The organism is Microbulbifer jejuensis, assembly GCF_047289955.1.
Taxonomy (GTDB): Bacteria; Pseudomonadota; Gammaproteobacteria; order Pseudomonadales; family Cellvibrionaceae; genus Microbulbifer.
In genome coordinates this window covers 81,770-100,198 of the sequence record NZ_JBLBUB010000004.1, presented here as the reverse complement: position 1 = coordinate 100,198, position 18,429 = coordinate 81,770, and the positions used below count along the sequence as shown (strand labels likewise).

Below are 18,429 nucleotides of genomic sequence, written 5' to 3'. Positions count from 1 at the left end.
TCACAGCCGCACTTCTATCCCTGCGTCCCGCATAAACGCTTTGGCCTCAGCGATACTGTATCTGCCAAAGTGAAAGATACTCGCTGCCAGCACTGCATCGGCACCGCCGTACAACACCCCCTCCACCAAATGATCCAGGCTGCCCACACCACCCGAAGCGATCACCGGCACAGGCACAACCTCGGTGACCGCCCGGGTCAGCGACAAATCGAAACCGTTTTTAGTGCCATCCCTGTCCATACTGGTGAGCAGTATCTCCCCGGCACCAAAGTGCGCCATCTGCCGTGCCCAGTCCACTACATCAATACCCGTGGGCCGGCGGCCGCCATGGGTGAAGATCTCCCAGCGAGAGTCACCCACCTGCTTAGCGTCGATAGCAACCACTACACACTGGCTGCCGAAGCGCTCGGCAGCCTCGCGCACAAATTCGGGGTTGCGCACCGCAGCGGAATTAATCGCGGTTTTGTCAGCACCGGCATTGAGCAGGTTGCGGATATCCTGCAAGGTGCGAACCCCACCGCCAACCGTCAGTGGAATAAAGATTTCGCGGGCTATCCTCTCCACCGTGTATAGAAGGGTATCGCGCCGCTCATGGGTAGCGGTAATGTCCAGAAAAGTGATTTCATCGGCGCCGGCCGCATTGTAGCGGCGGGCGATTTCCACCGGATCGCCGGCATCGCGGATATCGACAAAGTTCACCCCCTTGACCACACGGCCCGCATCGACATCGAGACAGGGGATTATGCGTTTCGTCAGTGCCACTGTTATTCCCCCCGATTGCAGAGCCGCTGCGCCTCGCACAGGTTGAGCTTGCCTTCATAGATGGCACGACCGGTAATTGCACCGTAGATCTCCCCCACATCCAGCAGTTGCTGGATGTCCTCAAGGCTGCTGACACCGCCGGAGGCAATGACCGGCACCTGTACCGCGTGCGCCACCTCCAGAGTGGCCTTGATATTGACACCCTGCATCATGCCATCGCGGGCGATATCCGTGTACACGATCGAGCTGACACCGGAATTGGCAAAACGCCTGGCCAGCTCGACGGCCTGCAGCCCGGATACCTCGGCCCAACCCTCAGTGGCCACCAGGCCATCTTTGGCATCGAGGCCAACAATAATATGCCCCTCAAACTCGCGGCAGGCCTCCTGTACCAGTTTGGGGTTTTTCACCGCGGCAGTGCCGATAATGGTCCAGTTGACCCCGGCATCCAGGTACCGCTCTATGGTATGCAGATCGCGGATACCACCGCCAATCTGCACCGGCAGATCTGGGAACTGGCTGGCAATGGCGGTGACAGCTTCTCCGTTGACCGGATTACCGGCAAAGGCACCATTCAGGTCCACGAGATGTAAACGCCGCGCCCCCTCGTTTACCCAGTGCTGCGCAGTGGCCAGAGGGTCCTCAGAAAATACCGTGGCACAATCCATTTCACCCTGGCGCAGGCGCACGCACTGGCCATCCTTCAAGTCAATCGCGGGAATTACAATCATGTTCTGTCTTTACATCGGCAGTCGTTGTTGGTGGTCCGAAAAAAGCCGTGGCTGTCAGGCCCGGCCATCCCAGTTGACAAAATTCTTCAGCAGTTGCAGGCCGTCGTCGGCGCTCTTTTCCGGGTGGAACTGGGTCGCAAAGATATTTCCCCGCGCCACGGCAGCAGCCAGGGGGATACCGTACTCCGTTTGCCCGGCAATATCCGAGTTATCCACTGCGGGCACATAGTAACTGTGCACAAAATAAAAGCGACTGCAGTCGACAATGCCTTCCCACAGCGGGTGCTTGCGGATTTGCTGCACGCGGTTCCAGCCCATATGCGGGATCTTGACATGCCCCCCCTCCGGAATCTCCGGCAGGTCGCTGCCGAAAAATCTTACCGGTTGCGAAAAAATATCCAGGCAGTCAACCCCGCTATTTTCCTCGCTGTGACGCATCATGATTTGCATACCCACACAGATACCCAGCACCGGTTTACCGGCACAGATGGCATCTTTCAACAGGGGCGCAAAACCCGCTTCCTCGAATCCTGCCATGCAGTCGCGGATGGCCCCCACACCGGGCACCAGCAGGTGCCCGGCACCCCGAGCCTGTTCGGGTGTGGTTGCCAGCACCACCTCGGTATCCGGTGCCACTTTATTCAGGGCACTGGCCACCGAGTGCAGGTTGCCCATGCCGTAATCGAGTATCGCAACTTTCCCCATCACAACACGCCCTTGGTTGAGGGCAGGGTGCCGGCCATGCGCGGGTCCGGGGTCAGCGCCATGCGCAGGGCGCGGCCAAAGGCCTTAAACACCGTTTCCACCTGGTGGTGGGCATTATGACCACGCAGACAGTCAATATGTACCGTCGCCAGGGCGTGGTTTACAAACCCCTGGAAAAATTCGTAAAACAGTTCCGTGTCGAAATGACCAATACGTCCCTGGGTAAAAGGTACCTCCATCACCAGACCGGGACGCCCGGAAAAGTCGATCACCACCCTTGAGAGGGCCTCGTCCAGAGGCACATAACTGTGGCCATAGCGGGTAATGCCTTTTTTGTCCCCCAACGCCTCGGTAACGGCCTTGCCGAGGGTGATACCGATATCCTCCACCGTATGGTGATCGTCAATATGCGTATCGCCGTCACAGGTGATGTCCAGGTCAACCATTCCGTGGCGGGCAATTTGATCGAGCATATGCTCCAGGAAGGGAACCCCGGTGACAAACCGGCCGTGGCCCTGGCCATCCAGATTCAGGTTGACTCGTATTTTGGTTTCCAGGGTGTCACGGGTGACGCTTGCCTTGCGCATTGAGGGCGATCCTATTTTGAGCGTTAAGACGAAGGGGGCAAATTATAGGACGAATGACGACCTCTGTGGCCCACTGGTGACAAATGAAACTTGATTCACAGCGCCGTCCCAATATCATAGGCCCCATGGTTTTTCACAAACGCCAACACTCCCCTTACTGGGCCAGCCTGTTTCTGCTACTCGCTTTGGTGGCAGCGCAGCCGCTGTGGGCGGAACATTTTCACCTGGATAACAGCCAGGTAGAGGTGTGTGACCTGTGCTGTATGCAAATGCCCGCAGCACTTGCCAGCGAGTTCGCACCCATTCAGGCAAAGCCCGAAAGCCACGATAGCCAGCCCTCTCTGGCAATGCCACAAAATCGCCAGCCGGAGCACCAGAACGCACGCGCCCCACCCCCCTTCCTGTCGCTCAGCTAATCAACCAAGTTCACCGCTTACTTTGCTTGACGGAGGCACCCTCTGCCGTGTGCAGCAGCATCCTCCAGTGACAGGAATAAAACCAATGATGAAGTTCAATACTTTGGCCCTGGCTATCGCCAGCCTCGCTACGCCCGCGGTTTATGCCGCACAAGAAAACAGTGCCCCCCTGGAAGAGGTCAATGTTACCGTGTCCCCACTGGACAAGCCCGCAGATGCCGTGGCAGCGCCGGTCTCCATCCTCTCGGGCAACGCCCTGCGCAGTGCCGCTTCCGCCACACTGGGCCAGACCCTGCAGGACCAACTCGGAGTGGCAAATGCCTCCTTTGGCAGCGGCGTGGGGCTGCCGGTGATCCGTGGCCAGAGCGCCAACCGGGTGAAGATCCTCAGCGATAACCTGGATGTGGCGGACGCCTCCAACACCAGCTCCGACCACGCCGCCAGTATCGAGCCCCTACTGGCTGAGCGTATCGAAATCCTGCGCGGTCCCGCCGCCCTGCGCTATGGCAGTGGTGCGATCGGCGGTGTGGTGAATGTTATCGACGGACGTATCCCCACAGTGGTACCCCAGGAACTTGAGGGTGCGCTGGAACTGCGCCACAACACTGCCGACAGCCAGGATGCCTCCGTCTTTCGCCTGGGTGGCGGTGCCGGGCAGCTGGCCTGGTATCTGGATGGGGTTTACCGGGAAAATGGCGATACGGAGATTCCCGGCCTTGCTATTCTCGAGCACGGCGATGCCCATGAGGAGCACGAAGAGGGTGAGCATGAAGAAGGCGAGCACGAGGAGGAGTTCAATACCGACGGATTTGTGGGCAATACCAATGCCCGCGCCCACAGTTACAGCGGCGGTGTCTCCCGCATCACCGACAGCGGCTATATCGGCCTGTCGGTAAACCGCCTCAGAAACAACTATGGCATCCCGCTCGGCACCCACGAGCACCACGAAGAAGAGGAGGAGCACGAGGGCGAGGATCACGACGCACTTGAGGGGCACGACGAGCACAGCGGACCGGAATCGGTGCGTATCGATCTGGCGCAGACCCGCTACGACCTGAAAGGGGAGCACCGTTTCGACAGTGATTACTGGGACAAGCTGCGCGTGCGTGTCGGCTACAACGACTACCAACACACGGAACTGGAGGACGGTGCGCCCGGCACCCGCTTTACCAACCAGGCCTGGGAGGGGCGCGTGGAACTGACCCACGACAGCGACGGCGAATGGCGCGGCGCCTACGGGCTGCAACTGCTGGACAAAGATTTTGCCGCCGTGGGTGACGAGGCATTTATCCAGCCTTCACGCACCCGCAGTGCCGGCGCCTTCGCAATGAAGGAGCGCGCCTGGGGCAACTGGCACCTGGACCTGGGCGCGCGCCTGGAGCGGGTGGACATCGACCCGAAGGCCGCCAGTGAGCGCGACTACACGCTGCTGAGCGCCAGCAGCACGCTTCAATACTTCTTCGCCGAACACCAGCACCTCAGTTTCGGTGCCACCCATTCGGAGCGCGCACCGGTAGCAGAAGAACTGTTCGCCAACGGCGCCCACCTGGCCGCAGGTCAGTATGTGTTGGGCAATAGCGACCTGGACAAAGAGGCTGCAGTCAACCTTGAACTGGGCTACCACCACCACAATGAACAAGCCAACGGCTGGCATGCCCTACGGTTTGAGGCCAATCTTTTTTACAACCGTATCGGTGATTACATCTACGCGCAGAACACTGGGGGAGTGGATAGCGAAGAGGGGTTACCGATCTACGAATACACCAACCGCGATGCAATTTTTTACGGCGCAGAGGTGTCTGCCACATTACCCCTGCGGGAGACACTCTACCTGACCCTGTTCGGCGATATGGTGCGTGCCCGCTTTGACAACACTATTGCCGGCGAGAGTTCCTATGTGCCGCGCATGCCACCTCTGCGGGCCGGGCTGGCCCTGGGTGCGGACTACGACCGGTGGGGCTGGGAATGGCGCACAGTACAGGCCGCCGACCAGGATCGTGTTGGCGCCTTCGAGGAGCCTACCGATGGCTACACCCGTATGGACCTGAGCACCCATTACAATTTCACTATCGGCGGCAGCGATGCGGTATTCTTTGCCAACGCGCGCAACCTGCTCGATGAGGAAATACGGTACTCCACCTCCCTGTTGCGGGACTACGCGCCAGCTGCGGGCCGCAGCTTTGAAGCGGGCGTGCGGTTTATTTTCTAAAAGACAACTGCTTCAATGGCCCTGCGGCGCGCTCAGCCCCGCGGGGCTGTATCTCCTACACTTCCCGCATAAGCTCTTTGCAGAGGGCGCGGGAACCCCGAGCCAACGCCGCAACACCCGCACGGTTGGTACACGCGACCCGCCTTCTACTGAACAAACAGGGACACCCCTCTCCATGGCCTGGATCAAGCGCACCTTTATCGCTCTTTTGATCATTTTCCTGTTACTCGCCGGCGCAGTCGCCTGGCTGCTGGTGGGACTCGATGTGAACCAATACAAGCCACAATTTGAGAAGCTCGCCGCCAAACAGGGCATCGCCCTCAGGCTCGACGGGGATATCAGCTGGCAGCTTTGGCCGCAGCTGGGCCTGCAACTGAGCAAGGTACAACTGGCCCCCCTGCAACTTCCCCGGGAGACACTGGTGCGTGCAGAGCGTATTGCCGTGGGTGTCGCCCTTAAACCCCTTCTGCAGCGCCGCATAGAGGCCCGGGAAGTTGTGCTGGTGGCACCGCAAATCGAGTTCTCCGTGGACAGCGAAGGACGCAGTAACTGGCAGCGGGTCAGCCAGGCGATAGAGGCGCAGCGCAAGCTGCCGCCCAAGCTGGATATCCCCAAACCTACACAGCAGCCCGCCCAGCAGAGGATACAATTCAGCCTCGAAAAACTGCGCATCCAGCAGGGCCTCCTCGCCTATCACGATGCCCGCACGGGCAGGGAATTCAAAGTGGCAGATTTGCACGTCGCTGCCGACAACCTAATCCCCGGGGGTGGGCCGGGACAACTCAACGCCGACGCCGAGGTGCGCAGCAGCAGCCTGCAAGCTCCGTTGAAGTTGCAACTGGAGAGCACCCTCGCCTTGGATGAGGGCCTCAACGGACTGCGCCTGCAACCCCTGCAGTTGGGTTTTGCCGCCGACAACGGTGCCAAAGCCACGGTACACTTGCGCGGTTACTTGCGCCGCGACAACACCAACCAGCCCTGGCGGGTGCAAATGAACCTCAACGCCAGCGCCGACCCCCTGCGCCCCTGGCTGGCGTTGGCCGGAGCTGAATTTGCCCCCCGTGACGATACCGTGCTGCAAAAACTCAACCTCGAAACCAGTATCGAGGGCTCGGAACAGAAACTGGACCTGACGCCCCTACAACTGCAGCTTGACGGCACTGCTTTCAGTGGCAGTGCTCAGGTGCGCAATGCCGAACTGCCGGGACTCGACCTGAGCCTGCGCGGCGGAACTTTTAACCTGGATAACTACCTGCCATCCTCCCCAGAAGAAAATGCCGGGGAGACACAGCCGGCCGAGGCTTCCCGGCCGACCAAACCAATTCAGCCCGCCCCTGAGACTCGCACGGTACAGCCAGCTGAGTCAGCCAACACCGGAAAAGGAACCCGGCAGGGTTCCGCAGAGCCCCTGCCTTTCAGCGCCCTGCGCGGCTTTACCGCCAATATCAGCCTGGCCCTCGACCAGTTGCATGCCGCCGGTCTGCAACTGGACAGCCCCGAGCTGCAACTCACGGTGGACAACGGTCTCTACCGGCTTCAGAAACTCAGCGCCAATATTTACGGCGGCCAACTCAGCACCAATGGTGAGCTCAATGCCCGCGCACAGTCCGCCGAAGCTCAGATGCACGGCGGCCTCACCGGGGTGGATCTCGACAAGGTACAGCAGGCACTCTTCCCCGCCAGGAAAGTGCAGCTGGCCGGCGCAGCCAGCCTCAACTGGGACGCACTCACGAAGGGCAAAACCAGCAGAAGTCTGCAGCACAACCTGCGCGCCTCTGCGGTTCTCTCCAGCAGGGAGCTGTCCATTGCACCATTCAATCTGGAAAAGGGCCTGTGCCAGCTTTTCAGCTATGCAGAAAACACCCCGATACCGAACCGGGACTGGCCCGCCAAAACCCAGCTGCAGAACCTGCGCGCTACTATCACGATCAAAGGGCAGGAGGTGAAAGTGGACGATATACTCGCCGGCATTGAGAATATTGCCTTGACCGGCGACGGCAAAGTAAACCTGAAAAGACAGAACTTCGATTTCGCCCTGGGCCTCGCCCTGGTGGGCCAAAGCACTTCCGCTGACGGCTGTGCGGTAAAAAATCAGCGCTTGCGCAATCGCCCGTTGCCACTGCGCTGCAAGGGCCAATTCGACGATATTGATATCGGCACCTGCAAACCCGACAGCCGTCGCCTGGACGATCTATTGCGCGAAGAGCTGAAGTACAAGGCCAAAAAGAAATACGGTGATAAGGTGGAAGAAAAGGTCGACGAACTGAAAGAAAAACTGAAAAATCTCTTCGGTCGCTGATTGCAACCGCACCGGGCCCCACCCGGTGCGCACGCCAGGCACTCACTCCGCCCAACCGCACAGTAATTCATGACACCAAAACAGTTCCAAAACGCCATTCTCAAGTGGTTTCACAAACACGGACGCAAGGATCTGCCCTGGCAACAGGGCATCACCCCCTACCGTGTCTGGGTCTCGGAAATCATGCTGCAACAGACCCAGGTCAGCGCAGTGGTTCCCTATTTTGCGCGCTTTATGAACAGCTTCCCCACCCTGGAAGCCCTCGCCCACGCGCCCCTGGAACAAGTGTTGGCCCACTGGAGCGGCCTCGGCTACTATGCCCGCGCCCGCAATCTGCACAAATGCGCGCAGACCGTAATGGATCAGTACGATGGTGAATTCCCCCGCAGCCTGGAAGCCCTCACCGGGCTCAGTGGTATCGGCCGCTCTACCGCCGGTGCCATTGCCAGCATCAGCATGGGGCTGAAGGCACCGATTCTGGATGGAAACGTGAAACGGGTGTTGGCCCGCTGTCACGCTGTGGAGGGCTGGCCCGGCCGCACAGCAGTCGCCAACAAACTCTGGCAACTGGCTGAGACCTATACCCCGGACACCCAGGGTAACCTCTACACTCAGGCGATCATGGACCTGGGCGCCACCCTCTGTACCCGCTCCAAGCCAAGCTGCCGCGACTGCCCGCTAAAAAAATGCTGTCAGGCCCATGCCCAGGGCAACCCCCAGGAGTATCCCCACAAGAAACCGCACCAGCAAAAGCCCACACGCAGCGCCACCATGCTGCTGCTGGAATACGCAGGCGAGATCTACCTGGAACAGCGCCCTACCAAAGGTATCTGGGGTGGCCTCTGGTGCCCGCCCCAGTCCGACAGCACCCAGTCCTGGCTCAAGCAACGGCGCTGGCGCGCCGGCAAAATACAACCACTGCCACCGCTGCGCCACACCTTCACCCACTTCCACCTGGATATTTCCCCGGTGTGGGTACAGCTCGCCAGAGCCCCCGCGCAGGTAGCAAAGTGCGGTGCCGGCTGGTATAAACTGCGCAGCTTGAATCGCCCTCGCGCCGCTCAGGAGGTGGGGCTGCCCGCTCCAATTGTAAAGCTGGCAAAGCAGTTACTCGCACTGCAGGCCCCCCTGCTTACCCCAACCACTGCCGATTGACAACCCGGAGAAATCCATGTCCAGGACCGTATTCTGCCGCAAATACCAACAAGAGCTGGAGGGACTGGATGCGCCCCCCTTCCCCGGCCCCAAAGGCATGGACATTTTTGAACACGTCTCCCAAAAAGCCTGGCAGGAATGGCTGTCTCACCAGACCATGCTGATCAATGAAAAGCACCTGAACATGATGGAGCCCTCCAGCCGTACCTATCTCAGCGAGCAGATGCAGAAGTTTCTAAGCGGTGGGGAATACGATTCGGTGGAAGGCTACGCCCCACCGGAAAGCCCCTGAGCGGGCCGCGAAAACCGCCCCCGGCAAGGGAAAAACTTTTTACAATCAAGGGATTGACTCAGCCCTTGGGAGCGGGTTTAATACGCGCCTCGCGACACTCGGGGAAGCCCGTGATGATTGCAATGCCCAGATAGCTCAGTCGGTAGAGCAGGGGACTGAAAATCCCCGTGTCGGTGGTTCGATTCCGCCTCTGGGCACCACCCCTGAAACCCGCGCAAGCGCTAGCTTTCGTGGGTTTTTCAATTTTGGAGTAGACCTCTCTCTTGGCGTTAAAAAACGCTAAAGTGTCAACGCAACATTCACTCCTTACCTTCTGAACAGATTTGCTCCACAACTTCCTCCCCTTGCAAAAAACCCCGTGGCCTCTAGCTCCCAGCTATTTTGGCCCGTGAAAAATCTCTTCGCATTGCTTCAAAACTCTTCATTTTGTGAAATCCCAAAACTCACTCAAGCCCAGGGCTTGCGGTGTTTTCCCATTTCACTGGGTAAAGAAAGGGCCAAAACCGGCAGGCGTGGGGAGGAATGACTCGCGATCCTTTTTTAGTACGTTTTATGATCGAATTGCTTGGAAAACCCTAGAAATTCGAAGCTTAGCGAGGTATGGGAAGGCTTCCCACTCCTAAATAGCTTTGAATGGTTTTGAAGTTTAATAAATGTACGTGATTTACACTCTAAAGGCTTTAAAGCAACTTCAAGGGAAGAGAGAATTTTATCAATAAATTATTCGCAGGAGAGTAGCAAGGGATTGGCAGTGTTCAGAATTCTGTGCCATTTCTTTACCATTGGCAAAAAAGAGATGATCCATGACCAAACCTACCTTCGATATGGCGGCCGCTGTCAAGGCGTTGCGTGAGGGCAAAGACAGTGACTTTTGAAATCCCAGCTTTACAAAGCTGAAAAACTATTAGATAGTTTTGATATTGTGAGGAGTGCTCCCCGTGACTTCTGTACAGATTTTTAAATCTACTGTCAATGTCGTTGACATTTCATTTAGACTTGGCAATGACAAAGCATGAAAAAACTATCCTAGCTATTCATCAATCGGTGTTCTACCCTAACTATAATCAGGAAACTGTATGAAACTTATACAAAAAGCACTTTTTTTATCTTTAATCGCTGTAACATTAGGAGCATGCACCAGCTATCCACTATTAAGTATTCAAGACCGGGTTGTCCCCAGTCGTCTAGATGGTTCGCCGCAAACTAGAGAATCGGTTACACAATCAATTATTGCTGGCTGTATTGTTAAAGGGTGGGCTTGCCAGGAAGTTGCTCCAGGCCAAATTTTAGCTTCAATTGATGTACGAAAACATCATGCTGAGGCTAACATCAATTACGATCATGATAGTTATAGTATCACCTATAAAGATAGCAAAATGCTTGACTATAACGGTCAACAAAATACCATCCACAGAAGTTACAACCGCTGGATAAACAACCTTAACAGCGCGATAATTAAAGAAATGTCACGTTAATCCTGGCCCATGGCTCAACTTATTATTTAATTGGGCCAATTAAAAAATAAATTATTCTAAGTTGAATCTAGACAAGTTTTTCTCTATAGTAATTTTCTAAATTTTAGTGTTTTAAATATTCACAGTTTAATATATTTCTCTCTCACCCTTATGAGCAATACCCAAAACAATATAGTCGTTACGTTATTCCAGGCGTTTGAATATAAGAGATGTATTTATTCCTCCAAATGCAAAGTTATTACTCATCACATATTCAGTATCTATCTTACGCCCATTGCCAGTTATATATTCCAAGTCGGCACAGTCACAGTCGACCTCACTAAGATTCATAGTGGGGTGAAACCATCCATCGCGCATCATCTGTATACTAGCCCAAGCTTCCAGGGCCCCACAGGCTCCAAGAGTATGGCCGGTGTAACTTTTTAATGAACTAATTGCAACAGCCCTTCCAAACGCATTATAGGTTGCATGGCTTTCAGCAATATCACCACGATCCGTTGCTGTACCATGTGCGCTTACATAACCAATTTCATTCCCGCCGATTCCCGCTTGTGACATCGCCTGTTGTAAAGCAACCCGCATCGTGGCGGACTGAGGCTGGGTTACATGACTGCCATCAGAGTTCGTACCAAAGCCAACGACTTCCGCATAAATTTTGGCTCCACGGGCAATCGCATGCTCATACTCTTCCAAAATTAGAGTACCCGCCCCTTCGCCAATAACAAGCCCATCCCTGCTTCGATCAAACGGTCGAGGAGAAGTCTCTGGGAAGTCATTTCTGGTAGATGTTGCATAGAGGGTATCAAAAACGGCAGCTTCTGTTGCACAAAGTTCTTCTGCACCACCAGCAATCATTATTTTTTGTGTATTATTTCGAATAGCTTCATAGGCGTAACCAATTCCTTGGCTACCAGAGGTACAAGCAGAACTGGTAGTATATATACGCCCACACACCCCAAAAAAAACACCGATGTTTACCGCTGCAGTATGGGCCATCATTTTAATGTAGCTAGTCGCATTTAAACCATCGGTACGGTAATTGAGGAGCATATTACCAAAATCAGCCATTGCCGCTGGTGTACCCGCCGAAGATCCATAGGAGATACCTACAGAACCACCCTTCAATACTGGGTCATCTAAAAGGCCCGCATCTATCAGGGCCAGCTCACTGGCAAAGACAGCCATTAAAGATACCCGCCCCATACTACGGATACGCTTTCGTCCATAATGAGCCGGTTTTTTAAAGCCTGCTACAGGTGCTCCAAGACGGGTTTCCAGTCCTTCATATTTGTCCCAATCTTGCATGTAGGTAACGCCTGAGAGGCGATTACGCAGGGAATTATTGACTGCGTCCCACCCCTGTCCAATAGGACTAATTCCTGCCATACCGGTAATAACTACACGCTTCATCAGCAGAGACCACCATTTACAGAAATTACTTGTCGAGTAATATATTCAGCACGCTCGTGCATAAGAAAAGATACGGTTGCAGCGACTTCTTCAGGTTTACCAAGCCGCCTAGCAGGTACCATCTTCAGGATTTCATCTATCGGCAATTCTTCACTCAACAGATCAGTGTCAATAAGGCCGGGAGCAACGCAGTTTACCGTAATTTTTCTTTTTGCCAATTCCAGGGCCAGAGCTTTACTTGCACCAATCAGCCCGGCTTTAGAAGCAGAGTAATTAACTTGTCCCCGATTGCCTATAATTCCGGATACTGATGTCATGACCACTATTCGACCAGGAGCCCGCCGCCGTACCATTGGCATGGTCAATGGCTGTAAGACATTATAAAAGCCATCCAGATTAGTATGTATTACATTGTCCCAATCCTTACCTGGCATAGCAGGAAATGCATTGTCGGAAGTGACCCCGGCATTACACACAATACCATAGCAGCAACCGTAGCTTCCAACATCTGCCAGTAAACTCTCTCTTGCGGATTCACGTTCGGATATATCAAATTGCAGTATCCGATAACTACGCCCTAACCTGGTTATCTCTTCAGCGACTTCTTCTGCCCGGTCACGGCGGCTACGACAGTGCAAAACGATATTAAAACCATCTTTAGCTAACTCAATTGCGATCGCCCGACCTATACCACGACTAGAACCTGTAACTAAAACCCACTTAGACATTTAGCTTGTTTCCTTCAAATATGCTGTTACATTATCAGGCTGATATACGTTTAGGCGTGCATTCTGTTCCACTCCCGAACCGCTTATCCAGCATTCAAATGTAGCCATACCATTTTCAGCCTGCAACAGACGCTCAATCTGAACAGTGATTTCTTCCCCACATTGATAATTTTCAAAGTTAGTTAGAAATTTCCTGGTCCCAAGCAGAAATCCCAAGCGAACATCCTCACCTTTTTCTTTTGCATGGTAACCAGAAAAAGCCGCAATTGCCTGTGCCATATACTCAATGCCAACGTATGCTGGAACTCGCTTGTCACGTGAAAATAATCCATCATCACGTACCCTTAGCTTAGCCATTAGCTTGTCTTCCTCGACCAAAACAATCTCATCCAGAAGTGACATGTCTCCGCTGTGTGGAACCAATTCTTCAGCTGTATACTTCTGCATCTATTAAACCTCCCATTTGCCGAGAATCACTGAGCAGTTATTGCCACCAAACGCAAAAGAATTACTCATAACATAGCGTACATTCTTGCTATTTCCCCCGTATCGACATAGCTGTACAGGTGATATATGAGGGTCAAAATTACCATCGAAATAATGGGGAAAGACTCGACCGTACTTGAGCGCCAACCAACAAAAGGCCACTTCAAGAGCTCCAGCCGCACCTAATGTATGTCCTGTCAGGGATTTTGTAGAAGAACAAAGAATATTTCTGCCAAACACATTCCAAACGGCAGTTGCTTCCATTGAGTCATTGTGATGAGTGCCCGTGCCATGGAGATTCAAATAGTCTATCGCAAAAGAATCTAGACTAGCATCGATTAGTGCTTTTCGCATACATATTTCAGCACCGCGTCCCTCAGGGTGAGGTGCTGACATGTGATAGGCATCTGATGAGGCGGCAATACCCGATAAGGAAACCTCACCCGGTTCTCTGCTCATCAAAAAAACCGCACCAGCTTCTCCTAAGTTAATACCATCTCGATTAATGCTGAATGGGTTGGTTTGGCCAGTGCTTAGAGCTCCTAAGCTACGAAACCCTCTAATTGTCATATCACACAGGGAGTCAACCCCTCCAACAATTACTGCATCACAAATATCCAAAGATAAAAGGCGCCGCGCAGAGGCAAAAGCATTGGCACTGGATGAGCAGGCTGTGGAAACAGTAATCTGAGGCCCATAAATTCCCAGATACTTTGCTATAAATGAACTCAATCCGCCCATCTGCTGTTGAAATCGATAATTAAAGTTATCACCTTCAAGGCCCTTAAGATGATTCTCTCCAGCAGCAATCCCCGAGGTTGAAGTTCCCATAACCACACCAATACGATTAGCACCGTAACGGGTAATGGAATTGGCAATTTCAGCTTCAATCTGCTGTAAAACAGCCAAAGCTAACCGATTATTACGGCAATCGTAAGCCTTATATAAACTAGGTATCTCTGGCAGTGGAAAATCCACTATGCCAAAACATCCTTGATAGCCCGGCATTCGATCAGGATCTGGCTGCATAAAGGAATTATTACCCTTAAACAAAGGCTGTATAATTTCTTTCTCCGCCCCCCCAAGTGCACAGATCAAGCCCATACAATTAAGGAAAAATTTATTCATAGCTATAAATTCCTGATACTCAGCTTATAACCAAATACCATATGCTCAAGCTGAACGCTGGCACTCCAAATATCAGCAGTACTATAGTGAACTTCAGAATTTACTTTCCCATCGATGATTAACTGGCGCTGATAGGTATTATCAGCCGATAATTCATTTAACGTCCAATTTGACGGTAACTGTCTACGCAGTTTGTCAATGGGCCAATAGACAAGTTGGATATTTGTCAATAATACTTCGGGTGGTATCTGAATAGATTTTTCTAAATAATATTGCACATTTACATTATGCCCATCATAAGAAACATCCAGTAAATTTATGCCTTCAAGGCTCAGAATACTTATCCTAACCTCAGTAGGTGAAAGCAAAGATGCTGCGATAATATCATAGTGTTCGCCAAGGTAATCTATTTTAATATGCTGGCTTAATTGTCGTTTATGATCAACCAATAAGGGTACCAAAGGTAAGGTATTATATTTTCCTTTAGTCAAAGAAATATTTGTACAACCGGTAAACAATATTAGGCAGAGAACAATTACTAATCTATCGAACATATTTCCACCAGCGCATTTAACCTTCGCTCAGGAGCAGCAACAAAGGGATTACTTTTATCCCAGGCATAGCCAGCTAGAATAGAGCAGATCATGCGTTTAATTTCTTTTTTCTCAGTTTGGTAAAATATAACGTCCTGAAAATTACCGTCATACCAGGCTTTTACAAAAGTTTTGAAAACCTCTATACCCTCCTTGAGAGGTGTAGAAAACTCTTTATCCCAATCAACTGTTTCACCTGATAGTTGTTTATGCAAACAATCTACAGCTAACTCAGATGACTTCATAGCTATAGTGACGCCAGATGAAAAAACAGGATCAAGAAACTCACCTGCATTGCCTAACAAGGCGAAGCCCGGTCCAGCAAGCTTGGATACATTACTTGAATAACCATGGATTCTTTGAATTGGCATATCAAATTTTGCATTAACAAGAGTTTTTGCAAGTGTTGGAGCAGATAAAATTGCATTGCTTAAAATATCACCAGGAGCATCACCCCATAACGCAAGTTTATTTTTATCTCCAACTACACCTATTGAAGCACGGCCATCGGAAAAAGGTATTAACCAGTACCATATATCTCTTTCTTTTGGATGAACTGTGATTAAAATTTTATTTCTATCAAACCGATTCTCTTTGATATTATCTTCAATATGAGTAAATACCGATTCACGCACAGGAAATTCTGAGGGTATATCTAGCTTAAGTAATTTCGGTAAAACTCTACCAAATCCGCTCGCATCCAACACAAATCGAGCCTGAAAAACCAAGCTTTTACCTTCATGTTTTGCAATTAATCTTACTTCCTGTTTATAGACTTCAGCCGTTTTAATTGTGTGTTTATAATATATTTTTACACCTTGACGCTCTGCATCATCTGCTAAAATTTTATCAAAATATGCTCTTTGCACCTGAAAAGTTGTTCCCGGACCAGTAGAGAATTTATCGGAAAATTCAAATGATGTTCTTGCACCATTCCATTCAAATGCAGCCCCATTTTTTATCTGAAATCCAGCAGACTTCACAGCCTTTAACATATCCGCACGCTCAAGTGATTTCATACATTGTGCCAGTAAGCTTTCACCTATAGAAAAACGGGGAAACTCTTCTCGCTCAATCACATTAACGGCCCAACCTCGTTTTGCTAACAAAGCTCCAGCAATAGCTCCAGCCGGGCCTGCACCAATTATTAAAACGTCTGAGATGATTCTTTTCATGTATTTTTACTTTCGCCTCTAGTGCAAAAATATAAAAATGTCAAAATTAAGCTTAATAATAATCCGATGGTCAAAACCAAGCCAAAATCTGCTATTGCCTGTGTATCCGATAATGCCAATAATCCAAATCCCAAGAGAGTTGTTGATCCAGCCATTGTAATAGAAAGTTGCGTATAATGTTGTTCTTTCCTATGGCTTGTATGACTAAAAACTGCATAATCCATGCCAATGCCAAAAATAAGTAATAAAGCAGCAACGTGAAAAAGGTTTATTGAGTATCCCATTAAAATAATAATTGATACTGTCGCAAAAACTGCGCTCAAAGGGAGAATCACTACGCCTATCGCCTGCATCGGACCGAGCCGTAATACTGTAACAGCCAAGACAACAATTAATATTATAGGTAAAAGACTTATCAATTGATCCCTTTGCTGTGAAATAATTTCAGCAATAGTACTCGTCGGGTCAATATAAATAACTCCGGGAATTTCCTTTAGATCAGGCATAGTACTTTTCAAACCGTAGATACGAACTACAGAGTGACATCTATTTCCATCGCAGCCCAGCCAAAATCCCTTAAATAAATTCCCCGCCACTGCTGACCACTCCATTAAACTTGCCGTGTAAAATGGCTGGTTCGTTTCCTTGATTTTATGACTAACCTCATCCGCTTTGAATCCAAGTTTATGGTAGAAGTCTTTTACTAAATTTTTTTTATAAAAATCTTTTAAAAGTTGCCAATCTTTCAATTGAACTTTGTTTGGTGGAAATCGGTCAGTGACTCCTCGAAAATTTTTTATAATATTTTGCTTCTTCAATTTTTCAAGATAGCTTCGTAACATCCACTCACGTGATAAGACCTGTTGCTCAGTATTACCCGAAACAAGAAAATAACTTGACTCAGGGCGGGACTGAACCAGTGTATTCAGAGCTTTCTCATCCGACACAAGAAATTCTGGTGCCTGGTAAAATAAATTAAGATCATGTGAAAATTTTACTTGCGGAATAACCACAGTCGCAAGTATGAGAATTCCAGATATTATCAAATAATATATTTTTGGGTTTATTTTTGGGATATTATCAAAAAAGGTTACGGGCCTGGAATCCAGTTTTATAATAGCAGGAAATAGTAAAAAAACAGTAAGCCATGCGCCTAATAATCCGAAGCCGACGAAGACGCCAATTTGCTTTAATAATGGAAACGGAGTTAAACATAAAGAAAAAAATGCCAAACAACTCGACACTAGTCCAAGCAAAAGCCCATGAAAAATATCACTGTCCCCAGGGGGGCCTGGACGCAATCTATTACAAATGAAATGAAATGCGTAATCAATTGCCAATCCAGATACGACTGTTCCAAATACAAAGGCAAGAATATGCATCTGTCCAAGAACAATAATCACCCCGGCTATACCAGAAAATATTCCCAATAAGATTGAAAACATCGATGCCAGTAGCGGAAATAAAGAGCGAAACATGAAAATACATAAAGCACAAATAGCAATTATAGAGATCCCTCCTATAATACGAATTTCTCGTTGCGCTCTACTGGCAGCATATTCTGTATGCAAAGGTGAGCCTGCAATGAGTAGATGGTATCCATTATTTCCAGCCCAATCTTTCAATTTCTTTTGTAAAGATAACAGCGGTGTATTAGCGTTCCCTCCAAGATCAAAAGGCGTAGCAACGCTATAAATTATGGTATATTTTTTTTCTCCCACTTTATTTATCGGTATACCGTCAAATATCTCGATTTGAGAATCTATGGGAAAGGTAAAATAGCGACGAAAAATAGAAAAAGGGTCTCCATTTAAATCGATAGCCACGCTTCCAGGCCCATAAATAGCATTTATCTGTTGCTGAATTAACTTCTCTGGCTCCCTGTATAACAAAGCTCTATCATTCGAGTTAAGCAGTTGATATCTAAACGGATAGAGAAAGTTCCATTCACTGCTTAAGCTTTTATCATTAGCCCAGCGAAACTCTACGGATGATAAAACACTACTATTCTTTAGTTTTCCTGCTAGCTGTTGTGTATCCTTTGCCAAAGTAGAAGCCTCTTCTGAAGGGCTTACCAGTACCCACAGTACAGCACCTTGCAGCTTCTGGTTTACTTGGCTTTGAATTTTTTCTATGTCTTTTGGAAACCCATCATTACTAGCCAATAATAAAATATCTGTTTGAATCCATTCACTGTGATAGCGGGAAACTGTCAAAATAGATATAGAGATAACCAACAATAACCAAGATACGATTCGAAGTTTCATTAGGCCTATTC

General features: G+C 50.3%; 17 protein-coding genes and 1 tRNA gene. 7 read left to right on the top strand and 11 right to left on the bottom strand.

What is annotated here, in order from left to right; all coding sequences use genetic code 11:
- From hisF to hisB, 4 genes are read right to left on the bottom strand one after another with little or no spacing between them, the layout of a single operon-like run.
- Window positions 1-762 (bottom strand): imidazole glycerol phosphate synthase subunit HisF, encoded by a 762-nt coding sequence (hisF, locus tag ACL7TT_RS03855; RefSeq protein WP_413393300.1) that lies wholly within the window; start codon window positions 760-762, stop codon window positions 1-3.
- 2 nt (window positions 763-764) lie between these two features.
- On the bottom strand, window positions 765-1,493 hold the full coding sequence (gene hisA, locus ACL7TT_RS03850) for a 1-(5-phosphoribosyl)-5-[(5-phosphoribosylamino)methylideneamino]imidazole-4-carboxamide isomerase (protein WP_413393299.1): 729 nt from the start codon (window positions 1,491-1,493) through the stop codon (window positions 765-767).
- Window positions 1,494-1,547: 54 nt separating this feature from the next.
- Window positions 1,548-2,198 carry an imidazole glycerol phosphate synthase subunit HisH gene (gene hisH / locus ACL7TT_RS03845; RefSeq protein ID WP_413393298.1) on the bottom strand — a complete coding sequence of 217 codons (651 nt, stop codon included), beginning with the start codon at window positions 2,196-2,198 and terminating at the stop codon, window positions 1,548-1,550.
- Entirely contained in the window at window positions 2,198-2,785 is a 588-nt protein-coding gene (hisB, locus tag ACL7TT_RS03840) for an imidazoleglycerol-phosphate dehydratase HisB (protein WP_299940063.1), read from the bottom strand. The genes hisH and hisB overlap by 1 nt, the downstream gene beginning before the upstream one ends.
- An 83-nt stretch (window positions 2,786-2,868) precedes the next feature.
- On the opposite strand from hisB, the gene ACL7TT_RS03835 reads away from it, so the two are divergent.
- From ACL7TT_RS03835 to ACL7TT_RS03805, 7 genes are all read left to right on the top strand, one after another.
- Complete coding sequence (locus ACL7TT_RS03835; RefSeq protein WP_413393296.1) at window positions 2,869-3,201, top strand: hypothetical protein; 333 nt, start codon at window positions 2,869-2,871, stop codon at window positions 3,199-3,201.
- An 85-nt stretch (window positions 3,202-3,286) separates the two neighbouring features.
- On the top strand, window positions 3,287-5,410 hold the full coding sequence (locus tag ACL7TT_RS03830; RefSeq protein WP_413393294.1) for a TonB-dependent receptor: 2,124 nt from the start codon (window positions 3,287-3,289) through the stop codon (window positions 5,408-5,410).
- Between the two features lie 175 nt (window positions 5,411-5,585).
- Window positions 5,586-7,709 carry an AsmA family protein gene (locus ACL7TT_RS03825; protein ID WP_413393293.1) on the top strand — a complete coding sequence of 708 codons (2,124 nt, stop codon included), beginning with the start codon at window positions 5,586-5,588 and terminating at the stop codon, window positions 7,707-7,709.
- 69 nt (window positions 7,710-7,778) lie between these two features.
- The gene (gene mutY, locus ACL7TT_RS03820) at window positions 7,779-8,864 is read left to right on the top strand and encodes an A/G-specific adenine glycosylase (RefSeq protein ID WP_413393291.1); all 1,086 of its coding nucleotides are present in this window, start codon (window positions 7,779-7,781) and stop codon (window positions 8,862-8,864) included.
- A 16-nt stretch (window positions 8,865-8,880) separates the two neighbouring features.
- A complete protein-coding gene (locus tag ACL7TT_RS03815; protein WP_413393289.1) occupies window positions 8,881-9,156 on the top strand; it encodes an oxidative damage protection protein in 276 nt (91 codons plus the stop codon).
- A gap of 124 nt (window positions 9,157-9,280) precedes the next feature.
- A tRNA-Phe gene (locus ACL7TT_RS03810) sits at window positions 9,281-9,356 on the top strand.
- Between the two features lie 876 nt (window positions 9,357-10,232).
- The gene (locus ACL7TT_RS03805) at window positions 10,233-10,631 is read left to right on the top strand and encodes an HlyD family secretion protein (RefSeq protein WP_413393288.1); all 399 of its coding nucleotides are present in this window, start codon (window positions 10,233-10,235) and stop codon (window positions 10,629-10,631) included.
- Window positions 10,632-10,814: 183 nt separating this feature from the next.
- On the opposite strand, the gene ACL7TT_RS03800 is transcribed toward ACL7TT_RS03805, so the two are convergent.
- The 7 genes from ACL7TT_RS03800 to ACL7TT_RS03770 are packed head-to-tail and all read right to left on the bottom strand — an operon-like array spanning window position 10,815 to window position 18,418.
- Entirely contained in the window at window positions 10,815-12,041 is a 1,227-nt protein-coding gene (locus tag ACL7TT_RS03800; protein WP_413393286.1) for a beta-ketoacyl-ACP synthase, read from the bottom strand.
- Entirely contained in the window at window positions 12,041-12,769 is a 729-nt protein-coding gene (gene fabG, locus ACL7TT_RS03795) for a 3-oxoacyl-ACP reductase FabG (RefSeq protein ID WP_413393285.1), read from the bottom strand. Before fabG ends, ACL7TT_RS03800 begins: the two co-directional genes overlap by 1 nt.
- A complete protein-coding gene (locus tag ACL7TT_RS03790; RefSeq protein WP_413393283.1) occupies window positions 12,770-13,216 on the bottom strand; it encodes an ApeP family dehydratase in 447 nt (148 codons plus the stop codon).
- Between the two features lie 3 nt (window positions 13,217-13,219).
- Entirely contained in the window at window positions 13,220-14,383 is a 1,164-nt protein-coding gene (locus ACL7TT_RS03785) for a beta-ketoacyl-ACP synthase (RefSeq protein ID WP_413393281.1), read from the bottom strand.
- 2 nt (window positions 14,384-14,385) lie between these two features.
- Complete coding sequence (locus tag ACL7TT_RS03780; protein ID WP_413393280.1) at window positions 14,386-14,937, bottom strand: DUF3261 domain-containing protein; 552 nt, start codon at window positions 14,935-14,937, stop codon at window positions 14,386-14,388.
- Window positions 14,922-16,151, bottom strand: a complete 1,230-nt coding sequence (locus ACL7TT_RS03775; RefSeq protein WP_413393278.1) for an NAD(P)/FAD-dependent oxidoreductase — start codon at window positions 16,149-16,151, stop codon at window positions 14,922-14,924. The genes ACL7TT_RS03780 and ACL7TT_RS03775 overlap by 16 nt, the downstream gene beginning before the upstream one ends.
- On the bottom strand, window positions 16,148-18,418 hold the full coding sequence (locus tag ACL7TT_RS03770; protein WP_413393276.1) for an MMPL family transporter: 2,271 nt from the start codon (window positions 18,416-18,418) through the stop codon (window positions 16,148-16,150). Before ACL7TT_RS03770 ends, ACL7TT_RS03775 begins: the two co-directional genes overlap by 4 nt.
- Window positions 18,419-18,429: the final 11 nt, after the last annotated feature.

Coding starts and splice junctions, on each gene's coding strand:
- hisA (WP_413393299.1), bottom strand. CDS start 1,493: ATGATTGTAATTCCCGCGATTGACTTGAAGGATGGCCAGTGCGTGCGC.
- hisH (WP_413393298.1), bottom strand. CDS start 2,198: ATGGGGAAAGTTGCGATACTCGATTACGGCATGGGCAACCTGCACTCG.
- hisB (WP_299940063.1), bottom strand. CDS start 2,785: ATGCGCAAGGCAAGCGTCACCCGTGACACCCTGGAAACCAAAATACGA.
- ACL7TT_RS03835 (WP_413393296.1), top strand. CDS start 2,869: ATGAAACTTGATTCACAGCGCCGTCCCAATATCATAGGCCCCATGGTT.
- ACL7TT_RS03830 (WP_413393294.1), top strand. CDS start 3,287: ATGATGAAGTTCAATACTTTGGCCCTGGCTATCGCCAGCCTCGCTACG.
- ACL7TT_RS03825 (WP_413393293.1), top strand. CDS start 5,586: ATGGCCTGGATCAAGCGCACCTTTATCGCTCTTTTGATCATTTTCCTG.
- mutY (WP_413393291.1), top strand. CDS start 7,779: ATGACACCAAAACAGTTCCAAAACGCCATTCTCAAGTGGTTTCACAAA.
- ACL7TT_RS03815 (WP_413393289.1), top strand. CDS start 8,881: ATGTCCAGGACCGTATTCTGCCGCAAATACCAACAAGAGCTGGAGGGA.
- ACL7TT_RS03805 (WP_413393288.1), top strand. CDS start 10,233: ATGAAACTTATACAAAAAGCACTTTTTTTATCTTTAATCGCTGTAACA.
- ACL7TT_RS03800 (WP_413393286.1), bottom strand. CDS start 12,041: ATGAAGCGTGTAGTTATTACCGGTATGGCAGGAATTAGTCCTATTGGA.
- fabG (WP_413393285.1), bottom strand. CDS start 12,769: ATGTCTAAGTGGGTTTTAGTTACAGGTTCTAGTCGTGGTATAGGTCGG.
- ACL7TT_RS03790 (WP_413393283.1), bottom strand. CDS start 13,216: ATGCAGAAGTATACAGCTGAAGAATTGGTTCCACACAGCGGAGACATG.
- ACL7TT_RS03785 (WP_413393281.1), bottom strand. CDS start 14,383: ATGAATAAATTTTTCCTTAATTGTATGGGCTTGATCTGTGCACTTGGG.
- ACL7TT_RS03780 (WP_413393280.1), bottom strand. CDS start 14,937: ATGTTCGATAGATTAGTAATTGTTCTCTGCCTAATATTGTTTACCGGT.
- ACL7TT_RS03775 (WP_413393278.1), bottom strand. CDS start 16,151: ATGAAAAGAATCATCTCAGACGTTTTAATAATTGGTGCAGGCCCGGCT.
- ACL7TT_RS03770 (WP_413393276.1), bottom strand. CDS start 18,418: ATGAAACTTCGAATCGTATCTTGGTTATTGTTGGTTATCTCTATATCT.